20 protein-coding genes are annotated in these 19954 nt (G+C 64.6%); 11 read left to right on the top strand and 9 right to left on the bottom strand.

What is annotated here, in order from left to right; translation table 11 throughout:
- The first annotated feature begins 41 nt into the window (after positions 1–41).
- The 3 genes from ftsA to lpxC all read left to right on the top strand — a co-directional run bounded on the left by ftsA (position 42) and on the right by lpxC (position 3786).
- The gene (ftsA, locus tag ACTJJM_RS09165) at positions 42–1277 is read left to right on the top strand and encodes a cell division protein FtsA (RefSeq protein ID WP_005408083.1); all 1236 of its coding nucleotides are present in this window, start codon (positions 42–44) and stop codon (positions 1275–1277) included.
- A gap of 170 nt (positions 1278–1447) precedes the next feature.
- Complete coding sequence (gene ftsZ, locus ACTJJM_RS09160; RefSeq protein WP_010481920.1) at positions 1448–2683, top strand: cell division protein FtsZ; 1236 nt, start codon at positions 1448–1450, stop codon at positions 2681–2683.
- A 191-nt stretch (positions 2684–2874) separates the two neighbouring features.
- A complete protein-coding gene (lpxC, locus tag ACTJJM_RS09155; RefSeq protein ID WP_005408085.1) occupies positions 2875–3786 on the top strand; it encodes a UDP-3-O-acyl-N-acetylglucosamine deacetylase in 912 nt (303 codons plus the stop codon).
- A 282-nt stretch (positions 3787–4068) separates the two neighbouring features.
- Here lpxC and ACTJJM_RS09150 read toward each other — a convergent pair whose 3' ends face one another.
- Entirely contained in the window at positions 4069–4518 is a 450-nt protein-coding gene (locus tag ACTJJM_RS09150) for a DUF721 domain-containing protein (RefSeq protein WP_029379786.1), read from the bottom strand.
- Between the two features lie 12 nt (positions 4519–4530).
- On the opposite strand from ACTJJM_RS09150, the gene ACTJJM_RS09145 reads away from it, so the two are divergent.
- The 3 genes from ACTJJM_RS09145 (at position 4531) to ACTJJM_RS09135 (ending at position 9557) form a co-directional block, all read left to right on the top strand.
- A complete protein-coding gene (locus ACTJJM_RS09145; protein ID WP_440865417.1) occupies positions 4531–5487 on the top strand; it encodes a M23 family metallopeptidase in 957 nt (318 codons plus the stop codon).
- A 267-nt stretch (positions 5488–5754) separates the two neighbouring features.
- On the top strand, positions 5755–8487 hold the full coding sequence (gene secA / locus ACTJJM_RS09140) for a preprotein translocase subunit SecA (RefSeq protein WP_049411268.1): 2733 nt from the start codon (positions 5755–5757) through the stop codon (positions 8485–8487).
- A gap of 113 nt (positions 8488–8600) precedes the next feature.
- On the top strand, positions 8601–9557 hold the full coding sequence (locus ACTJJM_RS09135) for a Nudix family hydrolase (protein ID WP_010481915.1): 957 nt from the start codon (positions 8601–8603) through the stop codon (positions 9555–9557).
- Positions 9558–9601: 44 nt separating this feature from the next.
- On the opposite strand, the gene ACTJJM_RS09130 is transcribed toward ACTJJM_RS09135, so the two are convergent.
- Positions 9602–10186 carry a DUF4124 domain-containing protein gene (locus ACTJJM_RS09130; RefSeq protein ID WP_019338075.1) on the bottom strand — a complete coding sequence of 195 codons (585 nt, stop codon included), beginning with the start codon at positions 10184–10186 and terminating at the stop codon, positions 9602–9604.
- A 40-nt stretch (positions 10187–10226) separates the two neighbouring features.
- A complete protein-coding gene (metF, locus tag ACTJJM_RS09125) occupies positions 10227–11054 on the bottom strand; it encodes a methylenetetrahydrofolate reductase [NAD(P)H] (RefSeq protein WP_004143823.1) in 828 nt (275 codons plus the stop codon).
- Between the two features lie 202 nt (positions 11055–11256).
- On the opposite strand from metF, the gene ACTJJM_RS09120 reads away from it, so the two are divergent.
- Genes ACTJJM_RS09120 through ACTJJM_RS09110 form a run of 3 tightly spaced genes read left to right on the top strand, consistent with a single transcriptional unit; the run spans position 11257 to position 13985 of the window.
- Positions 11257–12183: an alpha/beta fold hydrolase gene (locus ACTJJM_RS09120; protein ID WP_099560062.1), complete on the top strand. Its 927-nt coding sequence runs from the start codon at positions 11257–11259 to the stop codon at positions 12181–12183.
- A 24-nt stretch (positions 12184–12207) separates the two neighbouring features.
- Positions 12208–13257 (top strand): sensor histidine kinase, encoded by a 1050-nt coding sequence (locus tag ACTJJM_RS09115; RefSeq protein WP_440865416.1) that lies wholly within the window; start codon positions 12208–12210, stop codon positions 13255–13257.
- On the top strand, positions 13254–13985 hold the full coding sequence (locus ACTJJM_RS09110) for a LytR/AlgR family response regulator transcription factor (protein ID WP_043397977.1): 732 nt from the start codon (positions 13254–13256) through the stop codon (positions 13983–13985). Before ACTJJM_RS09115 ends, ACTJJM_RS09110 begins: the two co-directional genes overlap by 4 nt.
- Before the next feature lie 6 nt (positions 13986–13991).
- Here ACTJJM_RS09110 and ACTJJM_RS09105 read toward each other — a convergent pair whose 3' ends face one another.
- On the bottom strand, positions 13992–15509 hold the full coding sequence (locus ACTJJM_RS09105) for an amidohydrolase family protein (protein WP_049453434.1): 1518 nt from the start codon (positions 15507–15509) through the stop codon (positions 13992–13994).
- Positions 15510–15645: 136 nt separating this feature from the next.
- Between ACTJJM_RS09105 and ACTJJM_RS09100 the strand changes: the two genes are divergently transcribed.
- Together ACTJJM_RS09100 and ACTJJM_RS09095 are read left to right on the top strand one after the other, a co-directional pair.
- Positions 15646–16203, top strand: coding sequence for a DUF3228 family protein (locus tag ACTJJM_RS09100; protein WP_043397983.1), 558 nt, complete (start codon positions 15646–15648; stop codon positions 16201–16203).
- Positions 16204–16293: 90 nt separating this feature from the next.
- The gene (locus tag ACTJJM_RS09095) at positions 16294–16926 is read left to right on the top strand and encodes a TonB family protein (protein ID WP_100050077.1); all 633 of its coding nucleotides are present in this window, start codon (positions 16294–16296) and stop codon (positions 16924–16926) included.
- Here the strand turns inward: ACTJJM_RS09095 and ACTJJM_RS09090 are convergent.
- The 5 genes from ACTJJM_RS09090 to ACTJJM_RS09070 form a co-directional block, all read right to left on the bottom strand.
- Positions 16923–17426, bottom strand: a complete 504-nt coding sequence (locus ACTJJM_RS09090; protein ID WP_049482050.1) for a hypothetical protein — start codon at positions 17424–17426, stop codon at positions 16923–16925. The two genes, ACTJJM_RS09095 and ACTJJM_RS09090, sit on opposite strands and share 4 nt — an antisense overlap.
- The gene (gene ybaK, locus ACTJJM_RS09085) at positions 17426–17899 is read right to left on the bottom strand and encodes a Cys-tRNA(Pro) deacylase (protein ID WP_019338083.1); all 474 of its coding nucleotides are present in this window, start codon (positions 17897–17899) and stop codon (positions 17426–17428) included. The genes ACTJJM_RS09090 and ybaK overlap by 1 nt, the downstream gene beginning before the upstream one ends.
- 232 nt (positions 17900–18131) lie before the next feature.
- Positions 18132–18680 (bottom strand): dCTP deaminase, encoded by a 549-nt coding sequence (locus ACTJJM_RS09080; RefSeq protein WP_440865415.1) that lies wholly within the window; start codon positions 18678–18680, stop codon positions 18132–18134.
- Positions 18677–19348, bottom strand: a complete 672-nt coding sequence (locus ACTJJM_RS09075; protein ID WP_440865414.1) for a dCTP deaminase domain-containing protein — start codon at positions 19346–19348, stop codon at positions 18677–18679. Before ACTJJM_RS09075 ends, ACTJJM_RS09080 begins: the two co-directional genes overlap by 4 nt.
- Complete coding sequence (locus tag ACTJJM_RS09070; RefSeq protein ID WP_440865413.1) at positions 19348–19878, bottom strand: dCTP deaminase; 531 nt, start codon at positions 19876–19878, stop codon at positions 19348–19350. The genes ACTJJM_RS09075 and ACTJJM_RS09070 overlap by 1 nt, the downstream gene beginning before the upstream one ends.
- Between the last annotated feature and the right edge of the window lie 76 nt (positions 19879–19954).

Below are 19954 nucleotides of genomic sequence, written 5' to 3'. Positions count from 1 at the left end.
AAAACGCCGGCGACCCCAGCCAGCAGGACGCAGGAAAGGACATGAATCGCAAGGGTGACAAATCGCTGATCGTTGGCCTGGACATCGGCACCTCCAAGGTGGTGGCGCTGGTGGGCGAGTATTCGCCGGGCAACCCGATCGAAGTGATCGGCATCGGCTCGCACGAGTCGCGCGGTTTGAAGCGCGGCGTGGTGGTGGACATCGAATCGACCGTGCAGTCGATCCAGCGCGCGGTGGAAGAAGCCGAGCTGATGGCCGGCTGCGAGATCCGCTCGGTGTACGCCTCCATCTCCGGCAACCACGTGCAGTGCAAGAACTCGCCGGGCATCGTGCCGATCCGCGACGGGGAAGTGACCTGGGGTGACCTGGATCGCGTGCTCGATGCGGCCAAGGCGGTGGCGATTCCGGCCGACCAGAAGATCCTGCATGCGATCCCGCGCGAGTACGTACTGGACGATTCGCAGGAAGGCATCCGCAACCCGGTCGGCATGACCGGCGTGCGCCTGGAGGTGCACGCGCACCTGGTGGTGTGCGCGCAGTCGGCCGCGGCCAACATCAGCAAGTGCGTGCAGCGCTGCGGCCTGCAGGTGGATGACCTGGTGCTGTCCTCGCTGGCCTCCAGCGTGGCGGTGCTGACCGCCGACGAGCGCGAGCTGGGCGTGGTGCTGGTCGACATGGGCGCCGGCACCACCGACATCGCGGTGTTCGTGCAGGGTGCGATCTGCCACACCGCCTCGCTGCCGATCGCCGGCGACCACGTCACCAACGACATCGCGCACATGCTGCGCACGCCGACCCCGGAAGCCGAGCAGATCAAGGTGCGTTACGCCTGCGCCCTGGCCCAGCTGGCCACCGCCGAGGAAAGCATCCAGGTGCCGTCGGTGGGTGACCGTCCGCCGCGCCGCATGCCGCGCCACTCGCTGGCGCAGGCGGTGCAGGGTCGTTACGAGGAGATCTTCGAGATGGTGCAGGCCGAACTGCGCCGCTCCGGCTTCGAGGAACTGGTGCGCGCCGGCATGGTGCTGACCGGTGGCGCTTCGAAGATGGAAGGCGTGGTCGAGCTGGCCGAGGAAATGCTGCAGATGCCGGTGCGCGTGGGCATTCCGCAGCACGTCACCGGCCTCGGCGAAGTAGTCGGCAACCCGGTGCATGCCACCGGCGTGGGCCTGCTGCTGATGGGCAGCCAGATCGAGCATCCGCGCCGGCCGTCGCTGCCGACCGGGCGCGCTGGAAGCATGTTCAAGAAACTCAAGACCTGGTTCCGCGGCGAGTTCTGACGCGGAACCCGTAATGCCGGGCCTGGCCCGGTCGCAGTACCCGCAGTACCCGCATCACAAGGCAACACCGGCAACACACAACCCACACAGCCGCAACGTTGGCATGCAGCAGGACGGCAGGACGCCCGAATGCCCATGCCAGCCAAAGCGGATACAACGAGGACACGGACATGGCGCATTTTGAACTGATCGAAAAGATGGCACCCAATGCGGTGATCAAGGTGGTTGGCGTGGGCGGCGGCGGCGGCAATGCCGTGGCGCACATGGTCAACTCGGCGGTGGATGGCGTGGAATTCATCACCGCCAACACCGACTCGCAGGCCATCAAGAATTGTGGTGCCAAGCTGCAGCTGCAGCTGGGTACCAACGTGACCAAGGGCCTGGGCGCAGGCGCGAATCCGGAAGTCGGCCGCCAGGCCGCGCTGGAAGACCGTGAGCGCATCATGGACGCGCTGCAGGGCGCGGACATGGTCTTCATCACCGCCGGCATGGGCGGTGGCACCGGCACCGGCGCGGCACCGGTGGTGGCACAGCTGGCCAAGGAAATGGGCATCCTGACCGTGGCCGTGGTCACCAAGCCGTTCCCGTTCGAAGGCCGTCGCCGCATGCAGGTGGCGCTGAAGGGCATCGAGGAACTGAGCCAGCACTGCGACTCGCTGATCACCATCCCGAACGAGAAGCTGATCACCGTGCTGGGCCGCAACGCGACCATGATCCAGGCCTTCCGTGCCGCCAACGACGTGCTGCAGGGCGCCGTGCAGGGCATCGCCGACCTGATCGTGCGTCCGGGCCTGATCAACGTCGACTTCGCCGACGTGCGCACCGTCATGTCCGAAATGGGCCTGGCGATGATGGGTACCGGCACCGCGCGTGGTGATGACCGCGCCCAGGCCGCCGCCGAAGCCGCGATCCAGAACCCGCTGCTGGACGATGTGAACCTGGCCGGTGCCAACGGCATCCTGGTCAACATCACCGCCGGTGCGGACTTCACCATGGCCGAGTTCGACGAGATCGGCCGCACCATCGATGGCTTCGCTTCCGAAGACGCCACCGTGGTGGTCGGTACCGTGCTGGATCCGGACATGCAGGACGAAGTGCGCGTGACCGTGGTCGCTACCGGCCTGAACCGCGTGTCGGCCAGCAAGACCCAGCGTCCGGGCGAGCGTGCGCCGATCAAGCTGGTCCGCAATGCCACCACCGGCCAGCCGGAATTCGGTGACTTCGACAACGGCGGCGACGCTGTGTCCAAGGCCGTCGGTGGCATGGGCCTGGGCCTGCGTCGTGCCAGCAGCGATACCGCAGCGGCTTCGGCCCCGTCGGCCCCGTCGGCTTCGGCACCGGCTGCGGCGGAACTGCCGAACGACTACCTGGACATCCCGGCGTTCCTGCGCCGCCAGGCGGACTAAGCGGGGCGGCCCGGGGTTGTCCTCCCCGGGTTGCGCCACCATGTCCTGAAAATGCGGGCGCCGGGCCAGGATGGGCCCGGCCGCCCTGCTTCATGTGCGTCCCATTGGCGCGCCGGTGCGTCCTGCCTGCTTTCAGCCGGGGTAGGGGACCTTGCGTGTTAATCTAATGTGTCACTTCCGGTCCATCCCCCATGATCCAGCAACGCACCCTCAAGAACACGATCCGCGCCACCGGCGTTGGCCTGCACAGCGGTGACAAGGTCTATATGACCCTGCGCCCGGCACCGGTCAACCATGGCATCGTGTTCCGCCGCGTGGACCTGGACCCGGTGGTGGAAGTGCCGGCCAAGGCCGAGCTGGTCACCGAAGTGACCCTGTGCACCGGCCTGACCTGCAACGACGCCAAGATCCAGACCGTCGAACACCTGATGTCGGCGCTGGCCGGCCTGGGTGTGGACAACATCATCGTCGAACTGTCCTCGGCCGAGCTGCCGATCATGGACGGTTCGGCCGGCCCCTTCGTGTTCCTGCTGCAGTCGGCGGGCATCGTGGAACAGGATGCGCCCAAGCGCTTCATCCGCGTGCTGAAGACCGTGGAAGTGACCGAGGGCGACAAGGTGGCCCGCTTCAGCCCGTACGAGGGCTACAAGCTGGGCTTCACCATCCAGTTCGACCACCCGATGATCCCGGCCAAGCAGTCGCGCCAGGAAATCGAGTTCTCGACGCTGGCCTACACCAAGGAAATCTCCCGCGCGCGCACCTTCGGCTTCATGCGCGACCTGGAATACATGCGCGAGCGCAACCTGGGCCTGGGCGGTTCGATGGACAACGCCATCGTGCTGGACGAGTTCCGCGTGCTCAACGAAGACGGCCTGCGCTACGCCGACGAATTCGTGCGCCACAAGATCCTCGACGCGATCGGCGACCTTTATCTGGCCGGTGGCCAGGTGCTGGGTGCCTACGAGGGCTTCAAGTCGGGTCACGCGCTCAACAACAAGCTGGTGCGCGCGCTGATGGCCGATGCCACCGCCTGGGAATGGGTCAGCTTCGACTCGCCGGCCACGCCGGATCCGGTCGAATATGCCACTCCGGCCTACGCCTGATTTCTGCAGGTTGTTGAATTTAAAGACAAAAACGCCGCCTTCCAGGGCGGCGTTGTCGTTTCAGGTATCTTCGTCGCATTCAGCATGCTTGACGCGCATCAAGGCCGGTTCGAGGTCACGGTTTTGTGAACCTGTTGGATCGGAAGCCTGAATTTAACGTAGTTTTAACAACAATCTAACGACAGGCCCCCGGATGGCAGCTAGGATGCGACCCGGCCCCCGAAATGTTTCACGCCGTGGTGACACGTGCGACGGGGAGCGGAGCCGGATGCTCCGTTGTCGTCAGGACCGCTTCTTCGGCTTCGAAGGAACGTCCTGCAGGCAAGCCAAGGCGTCGCGTAGCCCTTTGTGCGTGGCGGCTGAAACTGCGTGGGGTCCATTCCGGTTGTCGAGCGCTGGGGAGCGCGTGGGAGTGGGAGACGCAGTCTTGATGGTCACCTTGGTGGCCTTCAGCCCGATGGAACGGGCCGCGTCGAGCAACTGGGCTTCGGCAAGCCGCAACTTGGCATGCCAGACCGGGGACTCGACGAGAAAAACGAGGTGTTCCCCGTCCACATTGGCCAGCCGGCAACGGCTGCGCAGAGGTGGCGGCAACTGGGGGCGCAACTGACGGTCCAGCGCGTCGAGCCACAAGGCACGCCGCAGCGGGTTCCCGCTTTTGTCCGCCATCACCGCATCCAGCGCCGGCTTCGGCACTGACGCGGGGCGAACGCTGGATTTCGGCTCAGACATGAAAACTCACTGATGGCATTCAAAAAGATCGTAATCAAAACGCGTGAAGGACAGGCCAAATCGTCGCCCATCGCGCGTTTGCGGTTCTATTTCGAGGACCGCCCCCGCGCCCTGCTGGGCAGCGTGCTCGGGGTAGGCTGCATTATCGGCCTTGCCGGTGGCATTGGCGCCAGCGCGCTGAATGACTCCCGCCTGCAGGCCAAGGTCGAGCGCCAGGATGCGGAGCTGGCCAAGGTCAAGCGCGATGCGCAGACCCAGGTCAACGCGCTGGCGGCCCGCCTCGGCGAGCTGCAGGCCCAGGCCACACGCCTCAACGCCCTCGGCGAACGGCTGACCCAGATGGGCAAGCTGGAAGACGGCGAGTTCGACTTCAACGAGACCCCCGGCCTCGGTGACGGTGACGCCGGCGGCCCGACCAGCGACATCCCGGTCAAGGACGTCAACGCCGACTTACAGGTGCTGGAGCAGCGCTTCGCTGCTTCAGGCCGCCAGTTGTCGGTGATGGAATCGCTGATGTTCGACCACCAGCTGCAGCAGAACGCCGTGCCCTCGCGCATGCCGATCCGCAACAGCTATGTGACCTCCGGTTTCGGCACCCGTGCCGACCCGTTCGGCCGCGGTGCCGCCACCCACAAGGGCATGGACTTCCACGCCAAGGTCGGTGACCCGGTGATGGCCGTGGCCGAAGGCGTGGTCAGCTTCGCCGGCGTCAAGGGCGGCTACGGCAACGCGGTCGACGTCGACCACGGTAACGGCTACGTCACCCGCTACGCGCACAATTCGCGCCTGGTGGTGAAGGTCGGCGACCTGGTCCGTGCCGGGCAGGAAGTGGCCAAGGCCGGTTCCACCGGTCGTTCGACCGGCGCCCACGTGCACTTCGAGGTGTGGGAGAACGGCAACGTGGTCAACCCGCGCAAGTTCCTTGGCGACGGCGGCAATACGCCGGTTGGCCGCATCAGCCGCGGTTGAACCCAACGCCGGGCATGGCCCGGCGCTACCGGCACGCCGTCGGATCCCGGCGGTAGCGCGGGGCCATGCCCCGCGAGCGCGAAGCGCGGCCGCCAGGACCCCGGTCCCGGCCGCCTGGACGACCGCAAAGGGTTGAAACCCCTCACGGCCGTCCCAAGCTACAATGGGTGTTGCCATCGACAGGGCGCCAGGCGCCCTGTTTCGTTTGCGGCGGACGGATCCCAAGGGGGAGGCCGGGCGTCGTGTCCATCCAACCCGGTTCCTTCAATGATCAACAGCCTGCTTACCCGCGTATTTGGCAGTCGTAACGAACGACAGCTGCGCCAGCTCAACCGCATCGTCGCCAAGATCAATGCGCTGGAACCGGAGATCGAGAAGCTTTCCGACGAGCAGCTTCAGGCCAAGACGCCGGAGTTCAAGCAGCGCATCGCCAATGGTGAAGCCCTGGACAAGGTGCTGCCGGAAGCGTTCGCGGTCTGCCGCGAAGCCGGCCGCCGCGTGCTGGGCATGCGCCACTACGATGTGCAGCTGATCGGCGGCATGGTGCTTCACCTGGGCAAGATCGCAGAAATGCGCACCGGTGAAGGCAAGACCCTGGTGGCGACCCTGCCGGTGTACCTCAACGCGCTGGAAGGCAAGGGCGTGCACGTGGTCACCGTGAACGACTACCTGGCGCGCCGTGACGCCGCGCAGATGGGCAAGCTGTACAACTGGCTGGGCCTGAGCGTGGGCGTGGTCTACCCGGGCATGCCGCACAGCGACAAGCGCGAAGCCTACGCCTCGGACATCACCTACGGCACCAACAACGAATTCGGTTTCGACTACCTGCGCGACAACATGGCGCTGTCCAAGGCCGACCGCTACCAGCGCGGCCTGCACTACGCCATCGTCGACGAAGTCGACTCCATCCTGATCGACGAAGCGCGTACCCCGCTGATCATCTCCGGCCCGGCCGATGATTCCCCGGAGCTGTACATCCGCGTCAACCGCGTCGTGCCGAACCTGGTCAAGCAGGAAGTGGAAGACGGCGAAGGCGACTTCTGGGTCGACGAGAAGGGCAAGCAGGTGCACCTGTCCGAAGCAGGCATGGAGCACGCCGAGCAGCTGCTGGTCGAGGCCGGCATCCTCGACGGCGAGACCGAAGGCCTGTACGCGCCGCAGAACCTGACCGTGGTCCACCACCTCAACGCCGCACTGCGCGCGCACGCGATCTACCAGCGTGACGTGGACTACATCGTGCGCGATGGCGAAGTGGTCATCGTCGATGAGTTCACCGGCCGCACCCTGTCCGGCCGCCGCTGGTCCGATGGCCTGCACCAGGCGGTGGAAGCGAAGGAAGGCGTGCCGGTCCAGCGCGAGAACCAGACGCTGGCGAGCATCACCTTCCAGAACCTGTTCCGCATGTACAAGAAGCTGTCCGGCATGACCGGTACGGCCGATACCGAAGCCTTCGAGTTCCAGAGCATCTACGGCCTGGAAGTGGTGGTGATTCCGACCAACCGCCCGACCATCCGCAAGGACAGCCCGGACCAGGTGTTCCTCAACCGCAAGGGCAAGTTCAATGCGGTGCTGGCCGACATCGAAGAGTGCGCCAAGCGCGGCCAGCCGGTACTGGTGGGTACCACCTCGATCGAAACCTCGGAAATGCTGTCCGAGCACCTGCGCAAGGCGGGCGTGAAGCACGAAGTGCTAAACGCCAAGCAGCATGACCGCGAAGCGACCATCGTCGCCAATGCCGGCCGTCCGGCAGCCGTGACCATTGCCACCAACATGGCCGGCCGTGGTACCGACATCGTGCTGGGCGGTTCGCTGGAAGCGGAAATCCACGAGCTGGGCGAAGGTGCCACCGACGAGCAGAAGGCCGCGGTCAAGGCCGAATGGCAGAAGCGCCACGAGGCCGTCAAGGCTGCCGGCGGCCTGCACATCGTCGGTACCGAGCGCCATGAATCGCGCCGTATCGACAACCAGCTGCGTGGCCGTTCGGGCCGCCAGGGTGACCCGGGTTCGTCCCGCTTCTACCTGTCGCTGGAAGACAACCTGATGCGCATCTTCGCCTCCGACTGGGTGCAGAAGGCCATGCGCATGATGGGCATGAAGGAAGATGACGTCATCGAGGACCGCCTGGTCAGCCGCCAGATCGAGAAGGCGCAGCGCAAGGTCGAGGCCCACAACTTCGACATCCGCAAGAACCTGCTGGATTTCGACGACGTCAACAACGACCAGCGCAAGGTGATCTACGCCCAGCGCGACGAGCTGCTGGACGCCGAGTCGGTGAAGGACAACGTCGACGGCATCCGCGACGACGTGATCTTCGACGTGGTGGCCCGCTTCGTGCCGCCGAACTCGATCGACGAGCAGTGGGACCTGCGTGGCCTGGAAGCGACCCTGGAGTCGGACTTCGGCCTGCAGATGTCGCTGACCGACCTGGTCAAGTCGCACGAAGAGCTGGACGCCGAAGCCATCGCCGCCAAGGTGCAGGAACGCGTCAACCAGCACTTCGCCGAGAAGGAAGCCGGCGTGGGCGAAGAGACCATGCGCGCGCTGGAGAAGCACGTGATGCTGACCGTGCTGGACCAGAGCTGGAAGGAGCACCTGGCCCGCATGGATTACCTGCGCCAGGGCATCTACCTGCGTGGTTACGCGCAGAAGCAGCCGAAGCAGGAGTACAAGAAGGAAGCCTTCGAACTGTTCTCGGACATGCTGGAGAACGTCAAGCGCGAAGTGGTGACCCTGCTGTCGCGCGTGCGCATCCGCAGCGACGAGGAAGTGCAGGCGCTGGAAGCGGCCGAACGCCAGCAGGCCGAAGCCCGCCTGAGCCAGTCGCAGTTCCAGCACCAGGACGTGGGCGGCTACAGCGCCGACGAGGAAGCTGCGCAGGTGCAGGCTGCCCAGCAGGGCAACGCACAGGTGCAGCGCGACGAGCCGAAGATCGGCCGCAACGATCCATGCCCGTGCGGCAGTGGCAAGAAGTACAAGCACTGCCACGGCCAGCTGAGCTGACCCCGAAGAGCCCCGCGAAAGCGGGGTTCTTCTTTTATGGCGGCTGTTTCGCAGGGCTGATCCGGCCGGATCCGAGATTGCACGGGCCGCCCTGTTCTGGGCATGCTTCCTCCATGCCTTCCCCCACCCGATCGATCCACGTTGTGGCCGCCGTCATCACCGACGCCCGTGGCCGCGTGCTGCTCAACCGCCGTACCGAGAACCGCGACATGGCTGGCCTGTGGGAATTCCCCGGCGGCAAGCGCGAATCCGGCGAGACCTCCGAGCAGGCCCTGGTGCGCGAGCTGCGCGAGGAACTGGGCATCGAGGCCGATGTCGGCGAGTGGCTGATGGACGTGCCGCAGCGCTATCCGGACAAGCACCTGACCCTGGAAGTACGCCACGTGCGCAGCTGGAAGGGAACCCCCCGCGGCCGTGAAGGGCAGGCGATCACCTGGGTGGCGCCGGACAAGCTGGGCCGCTATTCAATGCCGCCGGCAGACCTGCCGGTGGTGGCCGCCCTGCGCCAGCCCGACAGCTACCTGATCACCCCGGCGCCGGCCGATGATGAGGGCGGCATGCAGCATTGGCACGAACAGCTGCAGCGCGCGGTGGCCGCGGGCCAGCAGCGCATCCAGCTGCGCTTGCCGACGGCGCATCCGCAGCGCCAGGCGATGGTCGAGCAGGCCCTGCGCGCGCATCGTCGCAGCGGCGTGCAGTGGCTGCTCAACCGCGATATCGAGCTGGCACGCGCACTGGGCGTGGGCGTGCATCTGGGCAGCGAACAGCTGCTGGAGCTGTCGCAGCGTCCGCTGCCCGAAGGCCAGCTGGTGGCCGCGTCCTGCCATGACCTGCAGCAGCTGCAGGCCGCACAGCAGTTGGGCTGCGACTTCGCCGTGCTGGGTCCGGTGCAGGCCACGGCCAGCCATCCCGATGCCGTGCCGCTGGGCTGGGATGCCTTCGCCGAGCTGCGTGCGCAGGTGTCACTGCCGATCTACGCGCTGGGTGGCATGGGCAGTGGCCACATCAGTGAGGCGCGTCGCCATGGTGGGCAGGGCATCGCCGCCATTCGCGCGCTGTGGCCGGCGTGATGTCAGGGTCGGATCATCGCAACGCGGGGCTCTGACCCTCCCGATCACAACGTGATCCAGAAACACCCGTACTGCCGCCGCAACCCCAGCACCGTCGAAGCGCGCGACACGCTGCCGGGCAAGGTCTGTTCCAGGCGCAGGCCGATCGGATGCCGCGCCACAGAGGCCACAGAGTCGGATCCCTGCGCGGCAGGGCTCTGGCCCTCATCCTGCGATTGCGGCAGCGCCTGCGAGGGATACACCGGCACCACGTCCACCAATGGCCGCCGCGCCAACGATTCCAGTTGGCCGAGGATGCGCTGCGCACCCGCATCAGAGACCGCGCCCCACAGGTACAGCGAGGACAGCCGGTTCACATCGTTGCTGAGGATGCCAGTACGCAGCGCATCCACCAGTTCGCTCAGTCGCCGCGGGCAGCGTGCCCCCAGGGTGTCGCGCTGCAGGGTGTTGCCGGCGGGCGCAGGCGGCGGCAGCCGCGACTGCGCACCCAGGCTGTCGCAGGGACGGTCGGTATACACGCTCTGACCCTGGGCATCGGTACAGCGGTTCAGGCGCGTGGACTGCGCCTGGGCGACGCTCGACAGCACGCACAGCGGCAGCAGCAACAGCAGGAAGGAAAGCCGGATCATTCCTGCAGGGTAGCGCCGATCACGCTTGCGCGTCGTGCTCTCAGCCCTGCAGCAGCTTCAGCACCGAGGTGGTCGGCTTGGCCAGGTTCAGGGTGTAGAAGTGCAGGCCGGGTGCGCCGCCCTCGATCAGGCGCTGGCACAGCCGGGCCACCACTTCAGTGCCGAATGCACGCACGGACTCCGCGTCATCGCCATAGGCCTGCATCTTGCGGCTGATCCAACGCGGAATCTCCGCACCACATTGTTCGGAGAAGCGACGCAGCTGGCTGAAGTTGGCAATCGGCATGATGCCGGGGGTGATCGGTACCTGCACGCCCAGCCGCCGTACTTCGTCGACGAAATGGAAGTACGCGTCCGGGTTGAAGAAGTACTGGGTGATCGCCGCATCGGCACCGGCATCGATCTTGGCCTTGAAGTGCTTCAGGTCGGCCAGTGCGTCGGAGGCCTGCGGATGCGTTTCTGGGTACGCGCCTACTTCGATATGGAACGCATCGCCGTGCTCGGCGCGGATGAAGTCGATCAGTTCGGCGGCATAGCGCATGTCGCCGGGAAAGCCCATGCCCGACGGCAGGTCGCCGCGCAGCGCGACCAGGCGGCGGCAGCCGATGGCGCGGTACAGCTTGAGCAGCTCGCGGATTTCCTGGCGGGTGCCGCCCACGCACGACAGGTGCGGCGCGGCATCGAAACCGTGGTGCTGGTTGAGATGGCGCACGGTTTCGGAGGTATAGCTCAGGGTCGAGCCACCGGCGCCGAAGGTACACGACACGTACTCGGGACCGTAGTCCTTCAGCTTGGCCGCGGCGCGGTCCAGCTGGCTGCGCTGTTCGTCGGTCTTGGGCGGATAGAACTCGAAGCTGATGGCAGTCATGACACGGGCGGTGGCGGCGGGTGCGGGTCAGTATATCGCTTCATCAAGATAGATGTTTGACGGCTGCGTGAGGGCAGGCCATCCGTGGCACGTGACCGTTCGCCCAGGTGTCCGGCCGTTGCTCCGAAATCGTAACCGGGGGCACTGGCCCGGCGGCACGCTGTTCCCATCCGGCACCACCCACCCGACGAAGGAGCAGACGATGAAGATCTTCCTGGCACTGTGGTACGCAATGAAGGCCTTGGCCCGGCTGGCGATGATCGGCATGGCGATGGCCGTGCTTGGCTCCGGTCCGGCCCATGCGGCGGCCGCCACAGGCACCGGCAAGGTGCAGGTCGAGGTGGTCGGCAAGGGCCGTCCGCTGCTGATGATCCCCGGTCTCAACAGCAGCGCCGAGGTCTGGCGCGAGACCTGCCTGGCGCTGAAGGACGTGCAGTGCCATCTGGTGCAGCTGCCCGGCTTTGCCGGCGCCGCAGCCGCTGATCCGCGCCCGGCCGACTTCCTGCCGGCCATGCGCGGGCAGCTGCTGGCCTACCTGCATGACCGGCACCTGGGCCCGGTGGTGGTGATCGGACACAGCCTGGGTGGCCTGCTGGGCCTGCAGATGGCGCAGGCCGAGCCGGCGGCGGTCAGCGCCCTGGTGGTGGTCGATGCACTGCCGTTCCTGCCAGCCGCGCGTGACCCGAAGGCCACCGCAGACAGCGTGCGGCCGATGGCCGACCAGCTGCGCAAGGGCATGCTCGCTGCCGACGCCGCGCAATGGCAGGCGCAGTTGAAGGCGGGCCTTCCGGGCATGACCCGTGATCCGCAGCGCCAGGCCGAGCTGGGCCGCTGGGGCGAAGGCAGTGACCGCCAGACCACCGCCGATGCCATGCATGCGGTGATGACCACCGACCTGCGCGACAGCATCGCCTCGATCAGCGCACCGACGCTGGTGCTGGGCAGCTGGGCCGGTTACCAGCCGATGGGCGGCACCGAGGCCAGCACGCGCGCGGTGTTCCAGGCCCAGTACGCGAAGCTTCAGGGCGTGCAGATCGCGATGAGCGCGCAGGGGTTCCACTTCCTGATGTGGGATGATCCGCGCTGGCTGCAGGAGCAGGTGCAGCGTTTCCTCGCCGCGCACCCCTGACCCTTGTCCTCGCCGAGAGCCCGCATGGACGCCACTACCTCATCCCGCCGCTTCTGGACGCTCAATGCACTGGCATGGGCGGGTTATGCGATGTACGGGCTGTGGGCGGGGATGCGGATCGGCGGCGGCGTGGTGTTCAGCGGCATCGTGTTGATCACCGTCAGCGTGGCCGCCTGCCTGTGGCTGTGCAGTGGCATGCTGCGCGCGGTGGCGCTGCGCCAGCGCTGGTGGGAGGGGAGCCTGGGCAGCCTGGTGTTGAAACTGGCCGCCGGTGTGGTGGCCGGTGCCAGCGTCGCACAGGCGATGACGGCGGCGCTGCTGCTGCCGGCGCTGGCACTGGGCTGGGTGCAGCTGCCCGGTGGCCACGCGGATTACCGATGGTCTTCGCTGTTGGTGTACTGGATGAACACCGCGCTGTTCCTGCTGATGTGGACCGGCCTGTGGGCCGGCCTGCACGGTCTGCGCCGGGCGCGCCACAGTGAACTGGCCCGGCTGCGAGCCGAAGCCGAACGCAGCGCACTGGAGCGCGATGCACTGCGCGCACGGCTCAACCCGCACTTCATGTTCAATGCGCTGAACAACCTGCGCGCGCTGATCCTGGAAGACCCCGAGCGCGCCCGCGACATGGTCACGCGCCTGTCGCGCACACTGCGCCAGGCGCTGGCGCACAACCGCAGTGAGCAGGTCACGCTGGCCGAAGAACTGGCGGTGGTGGACGACTATCTGGCGATCGAGGCCATCCACTTCGAGCAGCGCCTGCAGGTAGCTCGGCGCATCGATGCTGACGCCCTGCAGGCGCAGTTGCCGGCGATGGCGCTGCAGCTGCTGGTGGAGAATGCGATCAAGCACGGTATTGCCAGCCGCCCCGCTGGTGGCGAGGTACAGATCCAGGCCACGCTGGACGGCGATGTATTGCGACTGCAGGTGGACAACCCGCTGGGCAGCGCCAGCGAGCCTGCCGACGGGCATGGCGTCGGCCTGGCCTACCTGCGTGCGCAGCTCGGTTCGCGCGGCCGTTTCACCCTGCAACCGGTCGGCGACCGCATGCAGGCCCTGCTGGAGATTCCACAATGAGTGCCACGCTGCGTGTGTTGATCGTTGATGATGCGCGGCTGGCGCGGCAGGAGCTGCGCACGCTGTTGTCGGCGCTGCCCTGGGTGCAGTGCGTGGGTGAGGCCGACGATGTGCCTGCCGCGCGCGAGGCGATCGCCACGCTGGCGCCGGACCTGGTACTGCTGGATGTGCAGATGCCTTCCGGCAGTGGGTTCGATGTGCTGGACGGCCTGGAGACGGTGCCTGCAGTGGTGTTCGTCACCGCCTACGACACCTACGCCGTGCGCGCGTTCCAGGCCAATGCGCTGGATTATCTGGTGAAGCCTGTCGAGGCGCCACGCTTGCTGGAGGCGCTGGAGCGGGCGCGCCAGCGCGAGGTGGTGGCGGGCGAAACGCGGGAGCCGCGCAGCACACTGGGCGCGCAGGACCAGGTGTTCGTGCGCGAGGGAGAACGCTGCTGGTTCGTGGCGGTCTCCGAGATCCGACGGCTGGTGGTGGATGGCAACTACACGCGGCTGTGGTTCCGCGACCAGAACGCCTTGCTGACCCGCAGCCTGAGCGCGTTGGAAGCACGCCTGCCGCAGGATCTGTTCTTCCGTGCCAACCGCAATACCCTGGTCAACCTGCGCCGCATCCGTGGCGTAACGCCCAGCATTGCCGATGGTTACGAGCTGACGCTGGATGATGGCAGTGAGGTGGAAGTGTCGCGGCGGCAGGCACGTGAACTGCGCGAGCGGATGGCGTTGTAGCTGCCGCTACAGCTCGGCACTGACCGGGCTGGTGATGAAGCCCCACAGCAGGCGTGCCATTACGGCGGGTGAGCGTGCCTGCCCGCGCGCATAGGCCAGCAGCGCATCCAGCCGCGGGCGGTCATAGAGGTGGCCGGCCAGCAGTACCGCATGCACGCGACGGGTATTGGCGGTGTCGTGCAGCGGGTTGCCATCAAGCAGCACCAGGTCTGCGGCTTTGCCGACTTCGACGCTGCCATGCGATGCCTGCAACTGCAGATGACGCGCGGCCTGCAGCGTGGCTGCGCGCAGCACGTCGGCCTGGCTCAGGCCAGCGTGCCGCAGCCACTGCAGTTCATCGTGGTAGCGGAAGCCGCCCAATCCGGTATCGGTGCCGACCAGCACGGTCACGCCGGCACGATGCGCCGCACCGGTCAGTGCCAACCCATGCTCGAAGTAGGTCTTCAGTGCGTCTTCGCCGCGTCGGCCGGGATAGCGCGCCACGGTGGCCTGCAGGTCATCACGCCACGCCCAGCGTGAGAGCGGGTCCAGATAGGCCAAGCGCGGATCGTTGACGAAGGCGGGGTCGCGTGCACGTGCATCTTCTTCGCGGGTGACATGCGTTGGCACGAATGCTGCAGCACTGGCCTGCATCAAACCGAACGCTTTGCTGCAGAGCGCGGGCTGATAGCTGGCCACCATGCGTTCGGCCAGTCCAGTCGGGTCTTCGCCGTCAAGCGCGCCACCGCGCCATGCCGCCGCGTTGTCGAAGCAGTGGCGCACGAACAGATGGGCGTGTTCGAAGCTTCGCTGGCCTGCCTGCACCGCGTCTTCCAGAGGCACAGCCCTGGGCAGGTGGCCGACCAGTGGACGGTGCAGCTGCCGTGCCTCGGTGGCCAGCCGCTGGTAGGTATCCGCACGCAGCTTGTTGTAGACCTTCAACGCGTCGACGCCACGGGCGCTGTACGCGTGCGCCCGCAATGCGGCAGCCTCTGGCGAGAGTGATGGATCCTCGAAATAGAAGCTGGCGATCTGCACGAAGCGGGGTGCGACCTGTTGCCCTGCGATGGCCTGTGCAGTCCAGCGGCGCTTGTCAGCCACGCAGGCGATCAGCGGGTCGGTAGCCTGCGGGCAGTCCATCATGTCGCGGGTGCCGGTAATGCCATTGGCCAGCATCAGTGCGAACTGCAGTTGCGGTGACAGCTGCAGTGCATGGGTATGCATGTCCCAGAAGCCGGGCACCAGCCAGCGGCCACCGGCATCGAGCACCGGCAATGTGGTGTCCCGTGGAGCTTTGCCAATGGCAGTGATCGTGCCGTCGCGCACTGTCACTGTGGTGGGGGCGCTGACCTGGCCACGCGCGACGTCCACCACCCGCGCGTTGACGATCACGCGGCTGTTGCCCGGCTCGGGCAACGGCGGTGCCGACAGCGGCCAGAGCAGAGCGGCGGCGAACAGCAATGGCGGCGCCAGCAGGAGGATGGCCAGAACGATCGGCCATCGCCGACGGTGGGCGGAACGGGGCAACGCGCGTGCTGCATCCATGAGCCGGCAATCCTTGCATTGGGTCGTCCGCAGGGTGCTGCAAGCCGGACACGGGCACCAGTGACCATCGGCATCTGGCCCGGCCTGGCTCCGGGGCGGTTACCCTGTGCGGTGGAACTCCTGATCACGCCCTGCCATGTCCATCGTCCTGACCGATTTCGCCCGTCCCCGCCTGTTCCCGCGCGTGCCGCGCGGCAACACCATCCAGGACTGCACTGCCGAGCAGTTCGAGGCACACCTCAATGCGCACGCACCGCTGAAGGTGCTCGACGGCTACGCGCCGTTCTGCAAGTTGTTCGTCTACGAGAACTGGACCAGCACGCGCTGCCTGACGGTGCCGGTCACCGAGGCCAACCGCCATCTGCTGCGCAGCGGCTACGAAGCGCGCAACCGTGAGGAACTGCCGGTACTGGTGCGCTGGTTCGAGGGTGTGGAGTCCCCGCGCGCGAACTACCTGGTGGTGATCCTGTACAGCGCCGGGCAGCTGGCGAGGGAAGGTTCACCGATCGAGGCCGACTGGGGCATCGTCGGCTGCATCTACACCGCCGAACCGGAAGAGGTGCCGATGGCGCCGATCACGATGATGCGCAATGCGCTGGGCGTGGAGGAGGGCGGTTCCGGTGTACCGCTGGACCGGGAGGCCTACCGGCGCTCGGTGGAGTTCTGGGAGAACAACGCCAACTGGCGGCCCTGAGCCGACGCTGTGGCCGGACAGCCGGCATGTGAACAGGGTGACGGCAGTGGAGCGCTACCATGGCGGTGAATCAACGCAGGGAGCACAGGGATGGATGTTCGACGTTGGATGCCGTTTGCATGGGTCGCCGCAGGCCTGTTGGCCGCAAGTGAAAGCTCGGCAGCAAAGTACGATGCAGGCGCTGCCTGTGGGGCCCTGTCCGACGTGACGCAGATCCGCGACGCGGGCGTGGGGTCACTGCAGGCTCAGGCAACCTCGGGGCGTTGCACGTTCCATGTGGAAGCGGATGACGCAGCAGCGCTTTCGCGTCAGCAGTCATTGCTCCAGAGCGTGTCGGCGATTGCCTGTGGTGGGCCAGCCACCACCCGGCCTTCGCAAGGGGCTGGGGGCTTCGACCTGCAGATGCCTGCCCGTTGCCCGCTCTCTTCCAGCACGCCGTTGATTGCCCGGGAAGGAGGCTGGCACCAGCGGCGGCTCTCGTCGGTCCCGGCGTATCCCGCGGCCGCCATGCGCGAAGCCCAGCAGGGCGGTGTCGAGCTGATGCTGCTGCTGGATGCACAAGGCAAGACCCAGGCGATCATCCTGTCCCGGTCCAGTGGGTACCCACTGCTCGATGCGGCGGCGCTCAAGCACGCGCGCGACTGGCGTTATGAGCGTGAAGCGGCGGGCAAGGCGCCAGACATGAGCCTGATACGCGGAACGGTCACGTTCAAGCTCAACTAGGGCATCTGCAGGGCGGGCTCGGCCTTCCACTCCCACCAGCGGTAGTGGTACTCGCGCTCGGTCGCGCTCCATTGCCGCGCGCAGCAGGTGCACGTCAGCCGGTAGCATTCGCCCCAGCCATCCTCCGCTTCGCCCCGTGCACGCAGCTGCACGTGACCTTGTTCCAGCAGCGGCTCGGGGCTGAAGAACACATAGGAAGGGTAGAGCGCACACAGGCAGCCTTCGCGCGCCTGCCAGTAGCGCAGCCGTTGCAGGGCCGCCTTGAGGTGAGCCTGGTTGCTGATCAGCATGCCGCCAAGGGCGACGCCCTGGCAGCTGCGTTCAATCGTATCCACATGCGCGCTCAACGCCTCCAGGGATGCGGGGGTGAACAATCGGGCGACGGTGCGTGCGGCATCGGTGATGCGCGTTGCGTCGCGCGACAACAGGCCCTGCAGCAGCACATCGGCCTGTGCATCGTCGAGCCGGGGAATCGGCGCTGCAGACCACGGCCAGCGCATCAGCGTGACTTGCCGATGGCAGCGTAGTGGCCGGCGGTGAGGCGCAGCAGGTCAGCCGGCGCCAGTTCCACTTCCAGGCCGCGGCGACCGGCGCTGACATGCAGCGCGGGCAATGCCTGCGCGCTGGCGTCCAGGAAGGTGCGCAGGCGCTTCTTCTGCCCGAGCGGGCTGATGCCACCGACCAGGTAACCCGTCGCGCGCTGTGCGGCGTCGGCGGCGGCCATCTCGCACTTCTTGCAGCCGGCCGCTTCGGCCAATGCCTTCAAGTCCAGCTGGCCGGCCACCGGCACGATCGCCACCAGCAGTTCGTGTGCCTCGGTGCTGGCCAGCAGGGTCTTGAACACCTGGGCCGGATCGAGGCCCAGCTTGTCGACGGCTTCGCCGCCATACGATTCGGCGTGGGCGTCGTGCACGTAGCTGCGCACGGTGTGGGCGATCTTCTCGCGCTTGAGCAGGTTGATGGCCGGTGTCATGGGGGCATCGTAGCGCGCAGAAATAGGATTGCCTTGACCGAGGCTACTGAGTTCTCTCTCTGAAATAACACTCTACTGAGGCTGGCTGAGTTGGATTGGCGTTGACGAGAGTGCGAAGATTGGTGCGGATACTAAGGTTCGTCCGTGCGAGAAATCTATGTATCTGTTTGGTTCTTTGATGATCCGATGCGAAGGATGCTTTCGCTCTTAAATTATTTGATCGTGAAATTAATTACGACTCATTTCCTCGCGGAAATAATGGAAGTGTAGGTCCTTTCAGCGACGATTCTGCATAGCGGCCTTTATAGCCATGCTCTGATGGTGTGCTGCACTTGATGAGATACATCTGAGCCACTTGAGAGCCAACTGGCAAGGAAATTTTCCATGGGGAAAGATTGACGATTTCCAATGTTATGTGGCCGTGAAATCCAGGCTCAATTTGCCCGTCATTGCATGTGGCTTGGACGAATAGTCGTGCTAGCGTTCCCTTTGTTTGAACGATTCCAAGGTGATTCAAGGGGATTCGATAAATGTCTTTGCTGCATGCAAGTATCTGTTCGCCAGGAGCTATGTCAATGTTCTGTTCCGCTGTCTTTAGTTCGGAGAATAGTGTCGAGGAATTTGGGTGGGATCCATAGACAATGCTTGCGGGTCCGCCTCCAAGTGGTCTGTAGAATTTCTCGCCGAGTTCGATTTGTATGGAAAATTTATCAACCAGATTATCTCTGCAAATCTCTTTCTGATTTACTAGTGATTTCAAGTTGGCTTCAATGCAGATCATTTGCTTGCTGCGCCCTTGATGTTGGTGTTTTGGGGGTCGGGTGATTTCGTAAGCGTTGTTAGTGCGTAAACGGCGAGCGAGCTGCAAGCAAGTTGGATTAACCAGCTTATTATTTGATTTCTATTGGTGGATGACCACTTAATGATTTTGTTGATTCTTGAGATGGGTCTTTCTGAAATCGTGCTGTTCCTGTGGATGGCATTGTGATGCTTTGTTGATTCTGTTGCAAAAAATATTACAGAACCTATTTTTTCTCCTTTTGCTATTTTGGTTCTATTCTGAGTTGTGTTGTAAATGCGCAACTTAAGCTTTCCGGAAAAGGCTGGTTCAACCTTCGCTGGCGCAATTAGTAGTCCCTTGGTTAGGAATAGACTGCCCGTCGGCAATACTATTCCATATCTGTTGTTCGGAATGATTAGCTCTTCGGCTGCCTCAACTACGATAGATCCTTGTGGGCCGATCGTAATATCCTGGTCTATCGACCACATTCGACTGTCGTGGGGTGAGTATCTGTCATTCCAGCCGTCTCCAAGGGTGATCTCAATGGAGAATTCTTCGATTCTTTGCGGGTCAGCATCCGCATATATGCGGCTGTCAATGGATGAGGCGAACCTCCAGAAATCCTCTTTGCACTTCGTCGTGTTTCCAGAGATTTTTACGACTGTCATCAGATTTGATCCTCGTCCTCGGGCTGACTAGTTCTTCCGTGATTCCATTGGCCACGATATCTCGTAACTTCTCCCATTACACGGTGGAAAACTACATGTGCAAAGCGAGCCCCGATCTCGATTTCGAATGCGCACGAATGTTGGTTGAACAGTGAGAAGGTCATTGGCCCTCTGTAGCCAGGTGGCGTCACACCGGAGCCCATCATTACGCCGCTTCGAAACAGCGTACTCCTTAGTGTGAAGGTGGCTGCCAGATCGTCAGGTAGTAAGAACTCTTCGGTTGTCCTTGCGAGATAAACGATTCCTGGATCAATCTTTAGAATTTTTCCGATGGGATGAGTCTCGTGACTGTCAGGTGTTCTTCTTTGCTTTACGCTGAGGCGGCCGTTTGATTTATCTAGTGTGGAGAGTGACTTAAGTCTTAGGTCAAAACCAACACCCTCTGGTTCGTAAAGCTCTCTGCTGTCGAGATTCTGAATTATCTTTCCCATTCTAATAAGGGGGATAAGTTCTCGCGGAGGGATGATCATGGCCGTCTTCTCTCAATATTTCTGTCGCGTTGGAGATCGCGTAGCGCTGGTGTCCAGCGGCGGAACGGGCACCCGA

Origin of the sequence: Stenotrophomonas sp. 22692 (assembly GCF_052045015.1) — a bacterium.
GTDB classification, from domain to species: domain Bacteria; phylum Pseudomonadota; class Gammaproteobacteria; order Xanthomonadales; family Xanthomonadaceae; genus Stenotrophomonas; species Stenotrophomonas geniculata.
The sequence above is the reverse complement of the archived record's forward strand: the minus strand, read 5'-3'. Positions and strand labels throughout refer to the sequence as shown.

What these genes read in the sequence shown, in the direction of transcription:
- ftsA (WP_005408083.1), top strand. Translation starts at nt 42, where the DNA reads ATGAATCGCAAGGGTGACAAATCGCTGATCGTTGGCCTGGACATCGGC.
- ftsZ (WP_010481920.1), top strand. Translation starts at nt 1,448, where the DNA reads ATGGCGCATTTTGAACTGATCGAAAAGATGGCACCCAATGCGGTGATC.
- lpxC (WP_005408085.1), top strand. Translation starts at nt 2,875, where the DNA reads ATGATCCAGCAACGCACCCTCAAGAACACGATCCGCGCCACCGGCGTT.
- ACTJJM_RS09150 (WP_029379786.1), bottom strand. Translation starts at nt 4,518, where the DNA reads ATGTCTGAGCCGAAATCCAGCGTTCGCCCCGCGTCAGTGCCGAAGCCG.
- ACTJJM_RS09145 (WP_440865417.1), top strand. Translation starts at nt 4,531, where the DNA reads ATGGCATTCAAAAAGATCGTAATCAAAACGCGTGAAGGACAGGCCAAA.
- secA (WP_049411268.1), top strand. Translation starts at nt 5,755, where the DNA reads ATGATCAACAGCCTGCTTACCCGCGTATTTGGCAGTCGTAACGAACGA.
- ACTJJM_RS09135 (WP_010481915.1), top strand. Translation starts at nt 8,601, where the DNA reads ATGCCTTCCCCCACCCGATCGATCCACGTTGTGGCCGCCGTCATCACC.
- ACTJJM_RS09130 (WP_019338075.1), bottom strand. Translation starts at nt 10,186, where the DNA reads ATGATCCGGCTTTCCTTCCTGCTGTTGCTGCTGCCGCTGTGCGTGCTG.
- metF (WP_004143823.1), bottom strand. Translation starts at nt 11,054, where the DNA reads ATGACTGCCATCAGCTTCGAGTTCTATCCGCCCAAGACCGACGAACAG.
- ACTJJM_RS09120 (WP_099560062.1), top strand. Translation starts at nt 11,257, where the DNA reads ATGAAGATCTTCCTGGCACTGTGGTACGCAATGAAGGCCTTGGCCCGG.
- ACTJJM_RS09115 (WP_440865416.1), top strand. Translation starts at nt 12,208, where the DNA reads ATGGACGCCACTACCTCATCCCGCCGCTTCTGGACGCTCAATGCACTG.
- ACTJJM_RS09110 (WP_043397977.1), top strand. Translation starts at nt 13,254, where the DNA reads ATGAGTGCCACGCTGCGTGTGTTGATCGTTGATGATGCGCGGCTGGCG.
- ACTJJM_RS09105 (WP_049453434.1), bottom strand. Translation starts at nt 15,509, where the DNA reads ATGGATGCAGCACGCGCGTTGCCCCGTTCCGCCCACCGTCGGCGATGG.
- ACTJJM_RS09100 (WP_043397983.1), top strand. Translation starts at nt 15,646, where the DNA reads ATGTCCATCGTCCTGACCGATTTCGCCCGTCCCCGCCTGTTCCCGCGC.
- ACTJJM_RS09095 (WP_100050077.1), top strand. Translation starts at nt 16,294, where the DNA reads ATGGATGTTCGACGTTGGATGCCGTTTGCATGGGTCGCCGCAGGCCTG.
- ACTJJM_RS09090 (WP_049482050.1), bottom strand. Translation starts at nt 17,426, where the DNA reads ATGCGCTGGCCGTGGTCTGCAGCGCCGATTCCCCGGCTCGACGATGCA.
- ybaK (WP_019338083.1), bottom strand. Translation starts at nt 17,899, where the DNA reads ATGACACCGGCCATCAACCTGCTCAAGCGCGAGAAGATCGCCCACACC.
- ACTJJM_RS09080 (WP_440865415.1), bottom strand. Translation starts at nt 18,680, where the DNA reads ATGATCTGCATTGAAGCCAACTTGAAATCACTAGTAAATCAGAAAGAG.
- ACTJJM_RS09075 (WP_440865414.1), bottom strand. Translation starts at nt 19,348, where the DNA reads ATGACAGTCGTAAAAATCTCTGGAAACACGACGAAGTGCAAAGAGGAT.
- ACTJJM_RS09070 (WP_440865413.1), bottom strand. Translation starts at nt 19,878, where the DNA reads ATGATCATCCCTCCGCGAGAACTTATCCCCCTTATTAGAATGGGAAAG.